Origin of the sequence: Pygmaiobacter massiliensis (assembly GCF_900199435.1) — a bacterium.
GTDB lineage: Bacteria > Bacillota > Clostridia > Oscillospirales > Ruminococcaceae > Pygmaiobacter > Pygmaiobacter massiliensis.
Window position 1 is genome coordinate 1 of sequence record NZ_OAML01000002.1, and the last position, 17,131, is coordinate 17,131.

Consider the following 17,131-nt stretch of genomic DNA (forward strand, 5'->3'; position numbering starts at 1 on the left):
AGACGACCCGGGAGGATAGGTAGGTGCCGGCTCTTTTTCTTTTTTATGGCCCGTTGGTCAAGCGGTCAAGACGGCGGCCTCTCACGCCGCAAACGGGAGTTCGATTCTCCCACGGGTCACCAAAAGCTTCTGTACGATTGTACAGAAGCTTTTTTCTTTGTTTTTGGCCATGGATGGTGTGTGATGCAAGAAATTAAAAACGGGATGCTTAAAATTATTGATTTAAATACAAGCCGTAAAAATATTTCAGTGAAAGTTTGCATTAGGAAAAAGGCCTCATATACGATAAAAAGAAATTGAAAAATCTAGGCATATGATGGCGATATGAGCAAATGATTCAAAGAGAAAGACAGGAAAAATGATTTTAATTAGCAATGATAGATAAAATTTTTCATTCCCGCCGAGCTGTAAATTTATGATTTTAGCATTTTGGAAAATATTGTCTAATATGTATATCAATGTAAATTATTTTTTATTCAAGATCCTGTTTTTTATAGGGTGATTAATACATGTTAGGATTTCCTTGAAGATGCATTAACTTTTACACGCTGCAATCTGAATATGTTGCTATTAGTAAAAGAATGCATGAAAAATAAAGCCATGGCAATTTATCAGATGCAATATAATAATAGAGTGCTAAGCTTTAGAATAAGAGTGCGATGAATTTGTTTTGATGTAAAATTTGTAGATGGGGGAGAATAATTCTCTTAAAATTCATTTAAAAAGGTAAATCACCAAAAGACAAAAAATCAGCCAGCAACTTTAAAAGCTGCTGGCTGGAAAATAATTAGTGAGAAGCCTCATGTTTTTCGAGCATGATAGCGGCAAAATCTAATGCATTATAAAGACCGTTCTTATCGGATTGCTTTAAGATACGATCTTTAGGAGACAGAGAGGTGTCGGTAGAAAGCAACATCAGGTGGACGCGATCTGCGACCTCCTCGCCTACTTCCTGTTTCGTGGTAAGGATCTGCATAAAAACAACAGCTTTTCCTTCCGGCATGCCGTAATAAAGTTCATTTTTGCATCTCAACAAAGGCCGCCCTTTGTATGTCAAAGGCGCATTATAAGCCATAACTTCCATCCTCCGTGTTGTTTTATTGTATATATATGATAATTAATTGTAACATAAAAAGCAATCGATTACAAGCGCGCCTGGTGTTCGAGTGTTTTGTTAGAACAGACCATGTGTAAAATAAAACCATAAGTTTAGCCTTGGACGGGCTAAACTATTTATACAGAAAAAATAGGAATATTTTACGCTTGCCATTTTTGTTTGGTAATTGGTAGGGGCTAAAAAAGAAAACCGGGAGGTACAGATACCACCCGGTTTTTGTTTTATACATCAAGAAAATTTTTGAGCAGTGCTTGCAATAAATCGTCTCGATCTATTTTGCGGATTTTATTGCGAGCGCCATCAAAAGTTGTGATGTAGGTAGGGTCTTCGGAAAGAATATATCCAACCAGCTGATTTACTGGATTGTACCCTTTCTGTTTCAAGGCATCATACACTTCCGTGAGTGTTTCGCGGATTTCTGTATCTTTGTCTCGATTAATCGAAAAAATAGTTGTCGGTTCGCTCATGAAGTCCCCTCCTTATCGCTTCGCTTGTCTTTTATTATACTGTCATCCGCATATTTTTGCAAGGGGAAAAGCCAAAACTTAACGAGGAGGAAATATGTTTTTAGCTACGCAGCACTACATTAATTTCTTCCAGATTTTTAAGCACTTTTTTTACCGCGTTATCGGCTTCCTCGTCGGTGAGGGTTCTTTCAGCAGTACGCAGTACAAGCTTGTAAGCAAGGCTCTTTTTGCCGGTGCCCAAGTTTTCGCCACGATAGATATCAAAGAGAGTCAAGCTTTCGAGCAGTTTGCCGGCGCCTTTTTGGATGCGGGCAGCAATATCTGCAGCAGCTACTTCTTCCTCGCAAACGAGGGCCAAGTCACGCGTCATTGCAGGATGTTTCGGCAAAGGCTTGAACTCGGGGGTGCCGCCGCGGTGCTCAAACAGCAGGTCAAACGAAATATCCGCAACGCAAGTACGCGGTTTAATGCCATAGTTGGCGAGAACTTTCGGGTGCAGTTCACCGATGCAGCCGAGTTTTACATCGCCCAGCATAATGTCAGCAGTGCGGCCCGGATGGTAGGTGGTTCCATCTGTGTTGCGCACAAATGCAGCGTTTTTGATGCCAGCACTTGCAAGCAGTTGCTCCACAATACCTTTCAAAGCGAGATAATCGTGGCCTTCGCCATACATTGCAAGAATGAACTTTTCATTTTCAGTAGGCAGCTCTTCCGGATTTTCGGCGGAAATATATTCCGTTGCATTCTCAAAAACCGCCACTTCTTCTACGCGAGCGTTATAGTTGCGCGCTACGACGTCGAGCAGGCTCGGTACGGCGGTGGGACGCATAATAGAGGGATCTTCACCGAGGGGGGTGGGAATGACCACAGCGCGGCGCAGAGGGGGGGTCTCAGGGAGGGTGATGTTGTCCCAGGCTTTTTTGCCGTAGAAACTGAACGTTTCGCATTCATACAGGCCATAGCCCACCAGTGCCTGAATCATCTTATCATGGAAAATCTGACGCTCGGAAGGACGAGCCGTAGCCGTACCGTGCATGATGGTGCTGGGCACTTTGTTGTAGCCTACATAACGGCAGACCTCTTCGGCGAGGTCGCAGTCCCGAGCAACGTCGTAGCGCTCGGGCGGCACAATAACAGTGTACGCATGCTCTTTGTCAAACAGTCCAGCCAGTGCTTTTTTCTCTACTTCAAAGCCGAGCGGTTCGAGAATATTAATCATTTCTTCCACCGAAACATCGGTGCCCAGTAATTTGTTGATAGCATCAGGACGCAGCGGAATTTCGCGCGGCAGACGGGGCTGGGGATAAACGTCGATAACGCCACCGATGATGTCGCCCGCGTCCAGCTCTTTTACCAGCTCGAGTGCACGGTAGATAGCGGGCAGGCAATTGGCGGGGTTGAGACCTTTTTCAAAGCGACCGCTTGCCTCAGTGCGCATACCCAGCTTTTTTGCAGTGACGCGAACCGAAGGACCGTCGAAGCAAGCACCTTCAAATACGATGGTTTTGGTGGTGTCATAGATGCCGGAGAATTCGCCACCCATAACGCCGGCAACGGCCATCGGCACCTTATCGTCTGCAATGACCATCATGTCTGTGGTCAGGGCACGCTCTACGCCGTCCAGAGTAACAATTTTCTCGTCCTCTGTGGCCATGCGAACCTGAATCGACTTGCCTCCAACATAAGCATAATCAAAAGCATGCATCGGGTGGCCGTATTCCAGCATGACGTAGTTGGTAATATCAACGATGTTATTGATGGGGCGAACGCCGCACAGACGCAGACGCTCGCGTAGCCAGCGGGGGCTGGGTGCAACGCGCACGTTGGTAACCATAGCAGCAACGTAACGGCTGCAAACCGGAGCGGAAATATCAACCTTAAGCATCTCCTGAATATCGCCCTCGCCACGGGGGGCTTCCGGAGTATGGTCTTTGAATTCCACACCATAGGTAGCAGCGGATTCGCGTGCCAAGCCACGGATAGAAAGACAGTCGGGCCGGTTAGGGGTGATTTCAAATTCGACCGAAACATCGTCAAGACCGAGTGCATGCACGGCATCGGTACCGGTGGGCCATTCTTCGTCCAAAACCATGATGCCGTCTTCGATGGCATTCGGGAAATCGTGTACGGTTAGGCTCAGCTCGCCAAGGCTGCACAGCATGCCGTTGCTTTCTACACCGCGCAGTTTGCCACGACGAATTTTGATGCCGCCGGGAAGGGTGCTGCCATCCAGTGCAGCGGGGCAAAGGTCGCCCACTTTAAGATTCTGCGCACCGGTGACGATAACGATGGGGTCCGCCTCGCCAATATCAACACTGCAAACCCAGAGATGATCTGAATCGGGATGTTTTTCAAGGGAAAGAATTTTACCGATGACGACGTTTTTGATTCCGTCAGCCTCACACTCGAAGCCTTCTACCTTGCTGCCGCTCATTGTCATACGTTCTGCATATTCATGGGGCGTCGTAACGATATCTGCGAAGTCGCGCACCCAGCCGAGAGGTAATTTCATATATAATCTTCCTTTCAGGGGAATTTATTTAAGGTAAAGTATGCCTGCTTTACATAGTGTGAAAATTTATGGTGTTTCACAAAAGCAGTTTTTGAAAAATAGAATTAAAACTGGCGCAGGAAGCGCAGATCGTTTTCGTACAGCAGACGCATATCGTCGATGCCATAACGCATCATTGCAATGCGCTCAAGGCCAATGCCAAAGGCGAAACCGCTGAACTCTTCTGAGTCGATACCGCAGTTTTCCAGCACTTTGGGATGAACCATGCCGCAGCCCAGAATTTCAATCCAGCCTTCGCCTTTGCAGAGGCTGCAACCTTTGCCACCGCATTTAAAGCAGCTCATATCCATCTCGGCAGAAGGCTCAGTGTAGGGGAAGTGATGCGGGCGGAAACGCACGCGGGTGTTTTCGCCATAGAGCTTTTTGATAAAGGCTTCGAGAGTGCCTTTTAAATCGGTAAAGGTAATTCCCTTGTCGACTACCAAGCCTTCAATCTGATGGAACAGGGGAGAGTGGGTAGCATCTACGGCATCGCTGCGGTAAACGCGACCCGGGCAAATGATGCGAATGGGAGGCTTTTGAATCTCCATGGTGCGAATTTGCATCGGGCTCGTCTGAGTGCGAAGCAGCATATTCTCGGTAATATAGAAGGTATCTTGCGTGTCGCGAGCAGGGTGGCTTTTAGGCATGTTGAGCATTTCGAAATTATAATGGTCGAGCTCAATTTCCGGACCTGCTTTGATTTCAAATCCCATGCCGAGGAAGATTTCTTTCATCTCATCCAATACCTGCTGGAACGGATGTCGTTTACCCTGTGCCACTTTAGCGCCGGGCAGGGTAACGTCGATGGACTCTGCAACCAGGCGTGCTTCCATAAGTGCATCAGCAAGCTCTTTGCTGCGAGCACGAATTTCAGTATCCAATGCGGTGCGAATCTCGTTTGCCAAAGCGCCCATGACGGGGCGCTCTTCATTAGAAAGGCTGCCCATCTGCTTTAAAATGGCAGTTAACTCGCCCTTTTTGCCAAGAAAGCGAACGCGCAGCTCTTCCAGCGCAGCTTCGCTGTCTGCTTTTTTCAGCAGCTCTTCGGCATTGGTGCGAATAGTCTCCAATGCTTGTTTCATCATGTTACATTCACCTCATAGAAAAAATGTGTTGTGCGGGGCATCGCCCGCAAAGAAAAGTGAGGGACAAAAAAAGCTTCGCCCCCGAACAAACAGGGGCGAAGCTGTAAACTCCGCGGTACCACCCAGCTTTCCGCCATTAAAAAAAACAGCAGACACTTTACTGCCGAATAACGAGGCAAACCGTTTTGACCTACAAGAACAAACCTTCAGCCAAACCTCTCCTGAGTGAACTTCTGATGCATATCTGCCTGCAACGCTTTCAGCCGGTGACGCTGCTCTCTAAAAAGCCCTTTTGCACATACTCTCTCATTCTGCGAGTTTATGGATATTCTAACACGTTTTGAAAACAAGCGCAAGCATTTTTGCCTTGAGTATGGTACAATAAAGCAAATATCCTGCAAGCTGCCAAACATATGGCTTGCAAACGGAAAGGAAAGTCCAACATGATCAATATCGGTTTTGATGCGGTGACCGTTTCGCGCATCGAAAAAAGCATCCGCAACCAGCATTTTTTAGAGCGTCAGTTTGCCCCCAGCGAGCTGGCACTTTTTGAAAGCCGCGGCAATAAGCCAGAAACCATTGCTGCAAATTTTGCCGCAAAAGAAGCACTCTCAAAAGCTTTAGCTTGCGGCATTTTTGGCTTTGATTTGCGAGAAGCTGCGGTGCTGCGCCGAGATTCCGGAGAGCCCTATTTTGAGTTTACCGGTATTTTAAAAGAGAAGCTGCGTTCGGTGGGGCTGGCAGCAGAGGTTTCGCTTTCGCATGAAAACGGAATGGCCTTTGCTATGATTTTATTGCAGCCAGAGATGGAATTTCGCGGCGAATAAAACAAAAAAACGATTCTCCTGTAATTGGAATGATTAAAACCCTGCGTGCGCGCACAAAATATTTCCGGAAGCTAAAATAACGTGCAAAGCACGTAAGCCAAAGGAGGACCGCACCAGGAATGGATATCAAGGATGTGAAACGAGGAGAGGTTTTTTATGCAGATCTTTCCCCCGTTGTCGGCAGTGAGCAGGGCGGCACAAGACCGGTACTTATCCTGCAAAACGATGTGGGCAACAAATACAGCCCGACGGTGATTGCAGCAGCTATCACTTCACGGCAGGATAAAAATGCAATGCCGACACATATCGGTATTCGGGGAGATACCTGCGGATTACCCAAAGACAGCATAGTGCTGCTGGAACAGGTACGTACATTAGATAAACGACGGTTGCATGAGCGCACCGGCCGTATTGACGAGCAAGACCAGCAGCGGGTCGATCAGGCACTTAACGTCAGCCTTGGCCTTTCGACCTTTTAAAATAGTTTTGTGTCAAAGTAAAATAAGATGATAAAAAGCCGAAAGCAAAATGCTTTCGGCTTTTGTTGTTTAGCGCAATGTTAAAGCGTGAATACCACATGGTAAAAATAGGCTTTTGCACCAACCCTGCAAACAAAGGGAAAAGATGCGCCTCTTTTACAGCTTACAAAAAATGTGTTATACTGTCGAAAAAGCAAAAATGCATCTTTTAAAGCGAGGTGTGCTATGAAGAAATTTTTACTGTGGCTGTTGATGGTGCTACTGGGCATCGCTGCGCTGCTGGGGGGCACTGTGTGGTATTTTTACAGCGGCGCCCAAATAGAGGTACTGCCGCAGATTACCGCAAACGGACAGGCGATAGAAGCATCCGGTTGTGATTATCAGGTGCCGGTGCTGGGAGGCGTGCTGTTTAAGCAGGATGCCCGCGCCATTGACCGACAGCCTGTGCTGATTGAAACAGAGGAGCGGCATATCCCAATTACTACCGATGCGGCAGCGATAGAAACAACTGTGGCCATTATAAAAGAAAATCAGACGGTGTTTGAGGGCAGCTTGGGAGAATATGAAGTGTTTCGTTTTCCTGCCAATGGCACCTATGATTATAAAGTGGTACAAAAATTTGCACCGGCAGCGGAAAACGAGCGCCCGCGTGCTTATGGCAGCGCAAGCTATGAATTTCAGGTGCGCGTTTCGGTAGAACTTAGTGTTACTTCAACCCCATCTACAGCAAAACAGGGGGATATTGTGATGGTGCGGGTGGCAAATAATTTGGATAACACGCAACCTTCAGCAGTACTTTCTGATGGCACTCGCCTGAACTTTATTCAAGTAAATGGCGATTATACCGCCTATTTGCCAATTTCATATATTCAGGAAACCGGCAAGTATACGATTACGGTTACTCTGAATGGGCAGACCTATGAGCTGCCGCTGACGGTAGAATATCTCACTTATTCCAAAATCAATGTGGCGGATGCTTCACAGCTGCCGGATGCAGCGGGCGACAGCAGCCCGGCTTCGACCGAGCAGTTCCGCAGCGCTATCTGGCCTTTGTATCAGCAAATGTCAGCGGAAAAACTATGGGATGGCGTATTTATCGCTCCGCTGCCCGGCGTTAACGTCAGCTTTGGATATGGTACAGGCAGTATGCTGCCAGGGGCCTCCACGTCCATTCGGCATGGCGGCGCAGATTATACGGCACCGGATGCGACCGAAGGCAGTGCGACCAACGCAGCCGCTGTGGTTGCCCCTAACGCAGGCAAAGTGGTATTTGCAGGAGAACTTGGATTGACTGGTAAAACCATCGTGCTCGAGCATGGAGGCGGCCTTAAGAGCTTTTTGTTCCATCTTAGCTCGGTGGATGTTTCCACCGGCAGCGCAGTGACAAAAGGGCAGCAGATTGGCGCCCTTGCACCGAAAGCGACGTTGCACTATGAAGTTCGTATCGGAAATAAAACCGTCGACCCGGTGCGGTTGATGAAAGGTGACAGCGCCTTATATCGCTAACCTTAATAAAAAAGAGCCTTCTGCATAATCGGCAGAAGGCTCTTTTGCTTTTTATTTTACAATCATCATTTTTGCGGCTTTATAGATATCTCCGCAGCCAAGCGTAATGACAAGGTCATGCGGGCCTGCGTGCTCGTTGATATATCCGACAACGCCGTCGAAACCGGGGTACCAAACGCTGCCGGGAATCTGCGCAGCAAGGTCTGCGGTGTAGATATTATACTTGTCGTTGGTTTCGCGGCTGCCGAGGATTTCGGTCATAACCACCTGGTCAGCAATCGGCAGCACCTTTGCAAAGTCGTTCAGCAGCATTTTGGTGCGAGAGTAGGTAAACGGCTGGAACACTGCAAATACGCGCTGGAAGCCCATCTGCTTTGCCGCAGAGAGGGTTGCTTGCAGTTCGGTCGGGTGATGTGCGTAATCGTCCGCCACAGTAGCACCGGCAGCGGTATATCCCAGCACTTCAAAACGGCGTCCGGTTCCTTTAAAAGCTTTTAGTCCGGCAGCGGCTTCCTCTGGGGTAGCACCTGCAAGGGTAGAAGCAACAAAAGCAGCCAGTGCATTGTAAACGTTGTGTTTGCCCGGCACAGAAAGTTCTACTTCGCCAAGCTTTGCGTCTTTGTGCCAAACCTCAAAAGCATAAAAAGCGGGGCGGGCCATGTGCACGTTCTTTGCCACATAATCGCAACCTTCGCCGAAGCCGAAGGTGACCACTTCGCAGTGAATACCTGCAAGGGCCTCCATGGTGTTTGCATCATCGCCATTCGCGATGATGCGGTGCTCGGTCAAATCTGCAAATTTGCGGAAACTGGCTTTGAGATTTTCCATCGAGCCAAAAAACTCGAGATGGTCATCATCAATGTTCAAAATGACACTGGTGTAAGGTGTAAGGTGCAAAAAGGTATTCGCAAATTCGCAGCTTTCTACGACGATGTTTTCGCCTTTGCCGGATTTGCCATAGCCCTTGATCAGCGGCAGTTTACCACCGATGACGGCCGCGGGGTCTTTGCCTGCCATCTCAAGAATCTGGGTGGTCATGCCGGTAGTTGTGGTTTTACCATGGGTGCCTGCAATGCAGATAGAGTGCGCATAAAGCCGCTGCACATAGCCAAGCATGACACTGCGCTCTACTGCGGGAATGCCAAGCTCCTGGGCACGCGCAATCTCTGGGTTGCCGGGCAAAATTGCTGCGGTATACACCAAAAGGTCTGCGCCGTCCACGTTTTCCGCTGCATGAGGAATTTTTACATCTATGCCCATCGCGCGTTCATAATTAATGATGTCGCCGGGCAATACGTCACTGCCGGTGATGGTGTAACCCGCTGCGTGCAGAATCTGCACGATAGGAAACATGCCACTGCCGCCAATGCCGACAAAATGCAGGTGTTTTTTGTTCTTCAATAACTGTTCGTCAAGGATATTCATATCGGTACTCCTTTACCCCTTGTTTTCCAATCCATACACATTATATAATGAAACTACATTAAATTAAACAGCTCGGTAAAAATTTTGCTGCCAGAATGGTCGAAAAGCGACAAAACAGGAGGAATGACGTTGATTTATCTCGATGATGGCGCGCGCTTTATTTTGCAAACGCTGCATAATGCAGGAGAAAGCGGTTATCTGGTGGGCGGCGCCGTGCGAGATTTGCTGCGCGGTGTACCGGCAGGAGATTTTGATATGGCGTGCTCTGCCAGCACCGAAACGCTGCTGGCTCTGTTTCCCTGCGCAAAATGCATTGGGGGTGTCTGCGGTACGGTGAGTGTGCCCGTTGCGGGGCGAAGCTACGAAGTTACCCCTTATCGCAAAGACGGTGCCTATATCGACCACCGCCACCCGGAACAGGTGGAACGAGCCCAAACGATAGAAGAAGACCTTGCCCGCCGCGACTTTACGGTGAATGCTATCGCCTATGACGGTGAGCAGCTCGTAGACCCATTTGGCGGCGCAGCTGATATCGAAGCAGGTTTGCTGCGCTGTGTGGGAGACCCGGCGCAGCGTTTTGCAGAAGATGCACTGCGCATCTTAAGACTTTATCGTTTTGCCTCGGTACTGGGTTTTGAGATAGAAGAAAGCACTGCCGCCGCAGCCCAGCTGCACGCACAGGCGCTGGCAATGTTGCCCATGGAGCGGGTGCGGGAGGAGCTGCAAAAACTAATGCTGGGCAGCCATCCGGATGCAGTGCTGCCATTGCTGCTGGCAAACGGATTGGATGCTTTTTCGATAAACGCGCCGCGCTGCACACTTTCGCTGGACAGTCTGCCCCAAGGGATGCTGATACGGTGGTGGGGGCTTGCCCATCTCACCGGCAGCCAGCTGATGCACATGGTGCAGTCGCTGGGCTTTTCCGCCGCGTTTTATCGCGACCTTGCTGCGGTAGACGCCTTTTACCATAGCGTTGCACCAAAAGACCTTACTGGACTCAAGCGCCAGCTACGTGGGGGCTTGCCGCTACCCGCAGAAGAACTGTATGAAGCCTTTTGCAGTTTTGATTTAGCCTGGCAGCCGCGCCGTACTTTATATGACACACTCAAGGCCAGTAAAGAGCCTTACACGAAAGAAATGCTTGCTGTAAGTGGAGGTGCCTTAATGGCATTTGGCCTGCGAGGTGCAGAGATCGGCCGGGTGCTGGAACTGCTTTTGGACGCAGTGATTGCCGCACCCCAACTAAACGAGCCACAGAAATTGCTGGGGCTTGCAAAACAATTGACGAAACTCGCATAAGCAGTCGAACAAGATTGTACCACATCGAAAAAACACGAAAAACGGAAATAGACAAGCTTTTTACCTTAAAAATAGCAGCCTGCCGCGACGAAATGCCGCGACAGGCTGTTTTCTTTCTCACAGATTGATTTGCCTTCACATATCATAAGGCAAACGATGTGCCTGTGAGGGTCGGGGGTGTTTTTGTGCAAGAGAAAAGTTTCGCAGTCATCGGGGGCGATGGAAGGCAGCAGGCAGCTGCAGCCGCGCTTCGCACCAAAGGATATCAGGTTTATGATGCCGAAAAGATTTCCCTGGCCGACTATATTTTACTGCCAATGCCACTTTCTGCAGAACGTGCAGAACTGACGCGTTTGCTCAAGGCAGCCAAAAAGGGAGCAATTGCGTTTGCTGGCAGAGTCAGCGAAGAGGCGGCCGGGGTCGCGCAAGAAGCAAATGTGGAGTTGATTGACTATCTGAAACGGGAGGAGCTCGCCGTATCCAATGCGATCCCCACCTGTGAGGGAGCCATCGAAATTCTGCTGCGAGAGCGCAGCGTTACTCTGTGGCATTCCAAAATACTTATTACCGGGTTTGGCCGCATTGCCAAACTGCTTGCGCACAAGCTGCTTGCGCTTGGGGCGTATGTAACTGTGGCTGCCCGCAAACCGGGCGACCGGGCGCTGGCAGAAGCGATGGGCTATCGCGCGGTGGATGTTACCGAGCTTGCCGGAGAATGCGTCAAGGCTGATGTTGTCATCAACACAGTGCCGACACGTATGATTACGCGCGAAATGATTGAAGAGATGTCTAAAACGGCATTTTTGCTGGATCTTGCCTCCGCGCCGGGCGGTATTGACCTTGCGGCAGCGGGCACGGCAGAAGTGCGCGCGGTATGGGCGCTTAGTTTGCCTACCCGCAGCGCGCCGGTAACGGCAGGGCAGTTTGTAGCCCAGACAGTATTGCAAATCATAGAAGAGAGGGGCAACATTTAATGAAGGGAACCACCATTGTTTACGGGATGTGCGGCAGCTTTTGCACGTTTGAAAAAAGCCTTGCCGCACTTGCTAAAATAAAAAACGAGGGTGCACGCATTTTGCCAGCGATGTCTTTTAACGCAGCATCGATGGATACCAAGTTTGGCAAAGCGGAGGATTTTCGCAATCGGTTAACCGCTCTCGGCGACGCGCCTATCATCGATACGATTCAGGCCGCAGAGCCCATTGGCCCGCAGAAATTATGCGATGTATTGGTGGTGGCGCCCTGCACGGGCAACACACTGGCAAAGCTTGCGCTCGGCATTACCGATACACCGATTACGATGGCCTGCAAGAGCCATTTGCGCATTGGTCGGCCCATTGTACTTGCTGTGTGCACCAATGACGCACTGGGCGCCAGTGCGCAGAATATCGGCAGGCTGATGAATACCAAAAATATTTATTTTGTGCCGATGTATCAAGACGATCCGATTCGCAAACCCACCTCGTTGGTGGCGGATTTTGACCAGCTTTCGGACACAATAGAGCTTGCGCTGCATGGGCGGCAGGCAGAGCCTGTATATTTTTAATCATTTACGAAAAGATTGCGAAATGCCCTCAAATGCGGTACAATAACGAAGAATAATAGCCCAGCGGGCAGACATATCGGTCTGCCCGCTGGGCTTAAAATAGAACAGATTGGAAAATGATTGCTATGGCTCAAATTGTTATTGTTGGCGGCGGTGCCGCAGGAATGCTCGCAGCGGGAACGGCGGCGCGGCGCGGACAGGCTGTTACAGTTGTGGAGCACAGCAAAGCAACTTGCCGCAAGGTACTGATTACCGGCAAAGGGCGATGCAATGTAACCAACAACTGTGACGCTGCAACTATTATGAAAAACACCCGGAGCAATCCGAAATTTTTATTTTCGGCACTGCATGCGTTTCCGCCTGCTGCCACGATGGAGCTGTTCGAATCGCTCGGGGTGCCCTTAAAAACCGAGCGCGGACGCAGAGTATTCCCGGTGAGCGACCGTGCAGTAGATATTGCAGATGCGCTTGCGCACTATGCAAAAGGATGCCGCATTGTGTCTGGCGATGTTACCGAGGTAACCGCAGAAAATGGCGCAGTTACCGGCGTGAAACTTGCAGACGGGGCCTTTTTGCAGGCTGATGCTGTCATTATCGCCACCGGCGGACTATCTTACCCTGTCACAGGCTCGACCGGTGACGGGTATCGCTTTGCTGAAAGGCTGGGCCACACCGTGGTGCCTCCTCGCGCCAGCCTTGTGCCGCTGGTCGAAAAAGGCAACACCTGCCGAAAAATGACTGGCCTTTCGCTGCGTAACGTGAATCTTCTGGTACGCAAAAAAGGCAAAAAGGTATTTTCGGAACAGGGCGAAATGATGTTTACACACTTTGGTGTTACCGGGCCGCTGGTGCTATCGGCAAGCGCTTTTATTGATGATGCTGATATTGACGAGTACGAGCTTTCGATTGATCTGAAACCTGCGCTTACAGAAGAAGTGCTTTATACCCGCATTACGCGTGACTTTGAAAAATACTCAAACAGAGAAGCGCGCAACAGCATTTCAGACTTGCTGCCCTCCAGCATGGTGCCGGTAATTGTGGCGCGCTGGGGAATAGACCCGGACAAGCGCACCAACCAAATTACCCGCGAAGAAAAATTGAGCCTTGTATCATTGCTCAAAGATTTCACGCTGCGCCTTGCGGGCAAAGATATTGTGGAGCATGCTGTCATTACGGCGGGCGGAGTATCGGTAAAAGAAGTCAACCCGAAAACGATGGAATCAAAGCTGGTACAGGGCCTGTACTTTGCAGGCGAAGTCCTTGATGTGGACGCCTACACTGGCGGGTATAACCTGCAGCTGGCATTTGCCACCGGCTATGCCGCAGGGCAGGCAGCGGGGGAATAGCGCTTTAAGATTTCTGAAAAGAATAAAAACAGCGTGCTCTGCGGCAGAAAAGCAGAGCAATTCAGAAAGGAATGACATCTATGATTTCGATTGCAATCGACGGGCCTTCCGGGGCTGGAAAAAGCACGCTCGCCAAGCGCCTTGCGCAAGAGATGGGCTACCTCTATGTCGATACGGGTGCACTTTACCGCAGCATTGGCCTTGCCGTACTGCGTGCAGGCAAAGATACACAGGACAAAGCCGCCGTGGTCAGCTGTTTGCCGGATATTGTGCTCGATTTGCGTTATATTGATGGCACACAGCACGTATTTTTGTGCGGAGAAGATGTTTCAGACGCGATTCGTAGAGAAGAAGTTTCGATGGCGGCAAGCCATGTGGCGGCCCTTCCTTCGGTGCGCGAGTTTTTGACTGAAACTCAACGTGAACTGGCCCGTAAAAACAATATTATTATGGATGGCCGGGATATTGGTACGGTGATTCTGCCGAACGCGCAGATTAAAATTTTCCTTACCGCTTCGCCTGAGGTGCGCGCGCAGCGCCGTACCCGCGAGCTTCAGCAAAAAGGCCAAAATGTGCCATATGAGGAAGTGCTTGCAGATATTCGCGAGCGGGATGCAAACGATATGAACCGCGCTGTGGCTCCATTAAAACAGGCAGAGGACGCAATTTTAGTGGACAGCAGCGGAGATGATTTCGAGGCCTCCTATCATAAACTTTATGATGTAATTGCAAGTCGACTCCCGAAATAACATCCAGAGAGAAGGAAGGCTGGACGATGTTCTACTATATCATTATCTGTTTGGCATGGATTATTTTTCATATCCCATTCCGCATTCGCACTGTCGGCAGAGAAAATCTTATCACAGATCGCGGTTTTGTCCTTTGCCCTAATCATCTGAGTGCATTGGATCCTGTATTTGTGGTACTTTCTCGCTTTTGGGGCAAACCGATGTGGGTAATGGCAAAAGAGGAACTTTTTCGCAACCCATTTTTCGCTTGGTTTTTTCGCAATGTAGGCGTTTTTCCGGTAGAACGCGGCAAAGGTGATAAAGGCTTGCTGAATGACGCAATTGCTTCGGTGCAGAGCGGACGCGGCATGCTGATTTTTCCGGAAGGCACCCGCTCGAAAACGGGCGAGCTGCAAAAACTCAAAAGCGGCGCGTTTGTAGTGGCCGAAGCTGCCCATGCGGACATTATCCCTTGCCGCATTATCTACAAAGGCGGCAAAATGCATCTGTTCGGCACTGTAACCGTGGTTTACGGCAAGCCGATTTCGATTGAAAGCTTAGGCCTTGGTGGCGAGCACGCAGCAAGCAAACTGCGCGAAGCAAAAGCGCTGTTAATCGAGCGTTACGAGCAGCTTTTAGCAGAAAATTTGCGTTATGTGTGACAAAAATTAAAAATGGTTTTATTTTCCATGATTAGAAGGAGAAATTGAGCGAAAAATGGAAATTGTGAAAGCAAAGACTGCCGGCTTTTGTTTTGGCGTAGATCGTGCAGTAAAATTGACCGATTCGCTCGCTGACGCAGGGCATAAGGTAGCAACGCTGGGGCCGCTGATTCACAACCCGCAGTGCGTAGCGCGGCTTGAGCAAAAAGGCGTGGTCACGGCACATTCGATGGAAGAGTTGCCATCTGGCTATGAGGTAGTGATTCGCAGTCATGGCGTAGATGAGAAGACTTACGATGCACTTGCAGCCAAAGGACTTACGGTGCATGATGCTACTTGTCCCTTCGTCGCAAAAATTCAGCGCATTGCAAAAGAGGCCGGCGAAAACGGCGCATTACTCTTAATTGCAGGCGATAAATCTCACCCCGAAGTGCAGGGAATTGTGGGACATACGCGCGGCGAAGTTTTTGTTTTTAGTGATTTAATGGAACTGGAGGCATTTTCTGGCCCGGAAAATGTCAAAAAAAGCGTCTATGTCGTCGCACAGACCACTTTTCAGATTACAAAATGGTTAGAAAGCGTAAAGTTTATAAAAAAACTCTATACAAATCCCAAGGTTTTTGATACAATATGTAATGCAACGTGGGCGAGGCAGCAGGAGACAGAGGAACTTGCGCATAAATGCGACCTTATGGTCGTAATTGGTGGACGAGATTCTTCTAACACCCAAAAGCTGGTAAAGGTCGCAGGCAACCATTGCAAAACCATTGCGGTTGAAACCGCAGCAGAACTTTCTGCTGAAGATTTTGCAGATGTTCGCTGTGCGGGTGTAACAGCTGGTGCATCCACGCCATCGTCTATAATTGAGGAGGTACTTAACAAAATGAGCGAGACAGTACAGAACGAAGAATTGAGCTTCGCGGAAATGATTGAACAGTCCATGAAGCCCGTCTTCAACGGCAAAGTAGTGACAGGTGTAGTCACCGGAGTATCACCGAGCGAGGTTACCGTGGACATTGGCACAAAGCAGACTGGCTTTGTGGCATCATCCGAGTGGTCGGATGATCCCAGCGTAAAACTTGAAGAGGCGGTGAAGAAGGGCGACGAGCTGGAACTCGTGGTCGTTAAGGTTAACGATCAGGAAGGCACTGTCGCGCTCTCCAAAAAGCGTTTCGAGGCACGTGCAGGCGCTGAGGAGCTTGAAAAAGCTGCTGAAGAAGGCACCGTACTCGAAGCCAATATCACCGAGGCTGTCAAAGGCGGCCTGGTTGGCTTTGTCAAGGGCATCAAAGTGTTCATCCCCGCTTCTCAGGCATCTCTGCGTCGTGGCGAAGACCTGAGCCAGCTTGTCAAAACCAAAGCAAACATCCGCATCATCGAGTGCAACGGCCGTCGTGTCATTGGCTCCATCCGCGCTGTCCTGGCTGAAAAAGTCGCAGCTGCGAAAGATGCTTTCTGGAGCGAGGCAGAGGTTGGCAAGCACTACGAGGGCGTTGTCAAAAACCTGACCGATTACGGCGCATTCGTCGATGTCGGCGGCGTTGATGGCCTGGTTCACATTTCTGAGCTTTCTTGGGATCGCATTAAGCACCCGAGCGAAGTGCTGAAAGTCGGCGATACCATCGAGGTCTACATCAAGAGCCTCGACACCGAGAACCAGAAGGTTTCCCTCGGTTACAAAAAGAGCGAAGATAACCCCTGGGAGCGCCTGAAAAACGAGTTCCCGGTTGGCTCTGTTTTCCGTGCTTCGGTCGTTTCCACCACCAAGTTTGGTGCATTTGTCCGCATTCTGCCGGGCATTGACGGCCTGGTTCACATCAGCGAGATCTCCAACGATCGCGTTGAGAAAGTTACCGACGTCCTGAACGTTGGCGACGAAGTCGAAGTCAAACTCATCGAGGCTGATTTTGACAAACACCGCGTTGGCCTTTCCATGAAGGCTCTGCTCAACGGTGCTGACGAAGAGACTGCTGAATAATCTCTTTGGTTCAACAAAAGCAAAGCGCAAAGTTCACGTTAAGTGAGCTTTGCGCTTTTTCTTTTTGCACTGTATTACTCGCTGCGAAACTCGGCACTTATAAAAAGGCTTA

15 protein-coding genes, 1 tRNA gene and 1 other annotated feature are annotated in these 17,131 nt (G+C 49.6%); of the genes, 11 read left to right on the forward strand and 5 right to left on the reverse strand.

The window, feature by feature from the left end; all coding sequences use genetic code 11:
• Window positions 1-47 precede the first annotated feature (47 nt).
• Window positions 48-122, forward strand: a tRNA-Glu gene (locus C1A11_RS00015).
• A gap of 665 nt (window positions 123-787) precedes the next feature.
• Here C1A11_RS00015 and C1A11_RS00020 read toward each other — a convergent pair.
• From C1A11_RS00020 to pheS, 4 genes are all read right to left on the reverse strand, one after another.
• The gene (locus C1A11_RS00020) at window positions 788-1,075 is read right to left on the reverse strand and encodes a hypothetical protein (protein ID WP_102048389.1); all 288 of its coding nucleotides are present in this window, start codon (window positions 1,073-1,075) and stop codon (window positions 788-790) included.
• 263 nt (window positions 1,076-1,338) lie between these two features.
• Window positions 1,339-1,584 carry an IreB family regulatory phosphoprotein gene (locus tag C1A11_RS00025; protein WP_102048390.1) on the reverse strand — a complete coding sequence of 82 codons (246 nt, stop codon included), beginning with the start codon at window positions 1,582-1,584 and terminating at the stop codon, window positions 1,339-1,341.
• Between the two features lie 100 nt (window positions 1,585-1,684).
• Complete coding sequence (pheT, locus tag C1A11_RS00030) at window positions 1,685-4,096, reverse strand: phenylalanine--tRNA ligase subunit beta (protein WP_102048391.1); 2,412 nt, start codon at window positions 4,094-4,096, stop codon at window positions 1,685-1,687.
• 104 nt (window positions 4,097-4,200) lie between these two features.
• Window positions 4,201-5,220, reverse strand: coding sequence for a phenylalanine--tRNA ligase subunit alpha (gene pheS, locus C1A11_RS00035; protein ID WP_102049190.1), 1,020 nt, complete (start codon window positions 5,218-5,220; stop codon window positions 4,201-4,203).
• Between the two features lie 91 nt (window positions 5,221-5,311).
• Window positions 5,312-5,546: a binding site (T-box leader), on the reverse strand.
• Window positions 5,547-5,666: 120 nt separating this feature from the next.
• Between pheS and acpS the strand changes: the two genes are divergently transcribed.
• The 3 genes from acpS (at window position 5,667) to C1A11_RS00050 (ending at window position 8,035) form a co-directional block, all read left to right on the forward strand.
• Window positions 5,667-6,050: a holo-ACP synthase gene (acpS, locus tag C1A11_RS00040; protein WP_180950178.1), complete on the forward strand. Its 384-nt coding sequence runs from the start codon at window positions 5,667-5,669 to the stop codon at window positions 6,048-6,050.
• A 119-nt stretch (window positions 6,051-6,169) separates the two neighbouring features.
• Window positions 6,170-6,529, forward strand: coding sequence for a type II toxin-antitoxin system PemK/MazF family toxin (locus C1A11_RS00045; protein WP_102048393.1), 360 nt, complete (start codon window positions 6,170-6,172; stop codon window positions 6,527-6,529).
• 225 nt (window positions 6,530-6,754) lie between these two features.
• The gene (locus C1A11_RS00050) at window positions 6,755-8,035 is read left to right on the forward strand and encodes a M23 family metallopeptidase (RefSeq protein WP_102048394.1); all 1,281 of its coding nucleotides are present in this window, start codon (window positions 6,755-6,757) and stop codon (window positions 8,033-8,035) included.
• 51 nt (window positions 8,036-8,086) lie between these two features.
• Here the strand turns inward: C1A11_RS00050 and murC are convergent, their stop codons facing one another.
• Window positions 8,087-9,460 carry a UDP-N-acetylmuramate--L-alanine ligase gene (gene murC / locus C1A11_RS00055; RefSeq protein ID WP_102048395.1) on the reverse strand — a complete coding sequence of 458 codons (1,374 nt, stop codon included), beginning with the start codon at window positions 9,458-9,460 and terminating at the stop codon, window positions 8,087-8,089.
• A gap of 129 nt (window positions 9,461-9,589) precedes the next feature.
• Here murC and C1A11_RS00060 point away from each other — a divergent pair, with 129 nt between their 5' ends.
• The 7 genes from C1A11_RS00060 to C1A11_RS00090 all read left to right on the forward strand — a co-directional run bounded on the left by C1A11_RS00060 (window position 9,590) and on the right by C1A11_RS00090 (window position 17,019).
• Complete coding sequence (locus tag C1A11_RS00060; protein WP_180950179.1) at window positions 9,590-10,759, forward strand: CCA tRNA nucleotidyltransferase; 1,170 nt, start codon at window positions 9,590-9,592, stop codon at window positions 10,757-10,759.
• 185 nt (window positions 10,760-10,944) lie between these two features.
• Complete coding sequence (locus C1A11_RS00065) at window positions 10,945-11,733, forward strand: NAD(P)-dependent oxidoreductase (RefSeq protein WP_102049191.1); 789 nt, start codon at window positions 10,945-10,947, stop codon at window positions 11,731-11,733.
• Window positions 11,733-12,305 carry a dipicolinate synthase subunit B gene (locus tag C1A11_RS00070; RefSeq protein WP_102048397.1) on the forward strand — a complete coding sequence of 191 codons (573 nt, stop codon included), beginning with the start codon at window positions 11,733-11,735 and terminating at the stop codon, window positions 12,303-12,305. The genes C1A11_RS00065 and C1A11_RS00070 overlap by 1 nt, the downstream gene beginning before the upstream one ends.
• Before the next feature lie 125 nt (window positions 12,306-12,430).
• The gene (locus C1A11_RS00075; RefSeq protein ID WP_102049192.1) at window positions 12,431-13,651 is read left to right on the forward strand and encodes a BaiN/RdsA family NAD(P)/FAD-dependent oxidoreductase; all 1,221 of its coding nucleotides are present in this window, start codon (window positions 12,431-12,433) and stop codon (window positions 13,649-13,651) included.
• An 80-nt stretch (window positions 13,652-13,731) separates the two neighbouring features.
• Complete coding sequence (gene cmk, locus C1A11_RS00080) at window positions 13,732-14,400, forward strand: (d)CMP kinase (RefSeq protein WP_102048398.1); 669 nt, start codon at window positions 13,732-13,734, stop codon at window positions 14,398-14,400.
• A gap of 26 nt (window positions 14,401-14,426) precedes the next feature.
• Entirely contained in the window at window positions 14,427-15,041 is a 615-nt protein-coding gene (locus C1A11_RS00085) for a lysophospholipid acyltransferase family protein (protein ID WP_102048399.1), read from the forward strand.
• Between the two features lie 55 nt (window positions 15,042-15,096).
• Complete coding sequence (locus tag C1A11_RS00090; protein ID WP_102048400.1) at window positions 15,097-17,019, forward strand: bifunctional 4-hydroxy-3-methylbut-2-enyl diphosphate reductase/30S ribosomal protein S1; 1,923 nt, start codon at window positions 15,097-15,099, stop codon at window positions 17,017-17,019.
• Window positions 17,020-17,131: the final 112 nt, after the last annotated feature.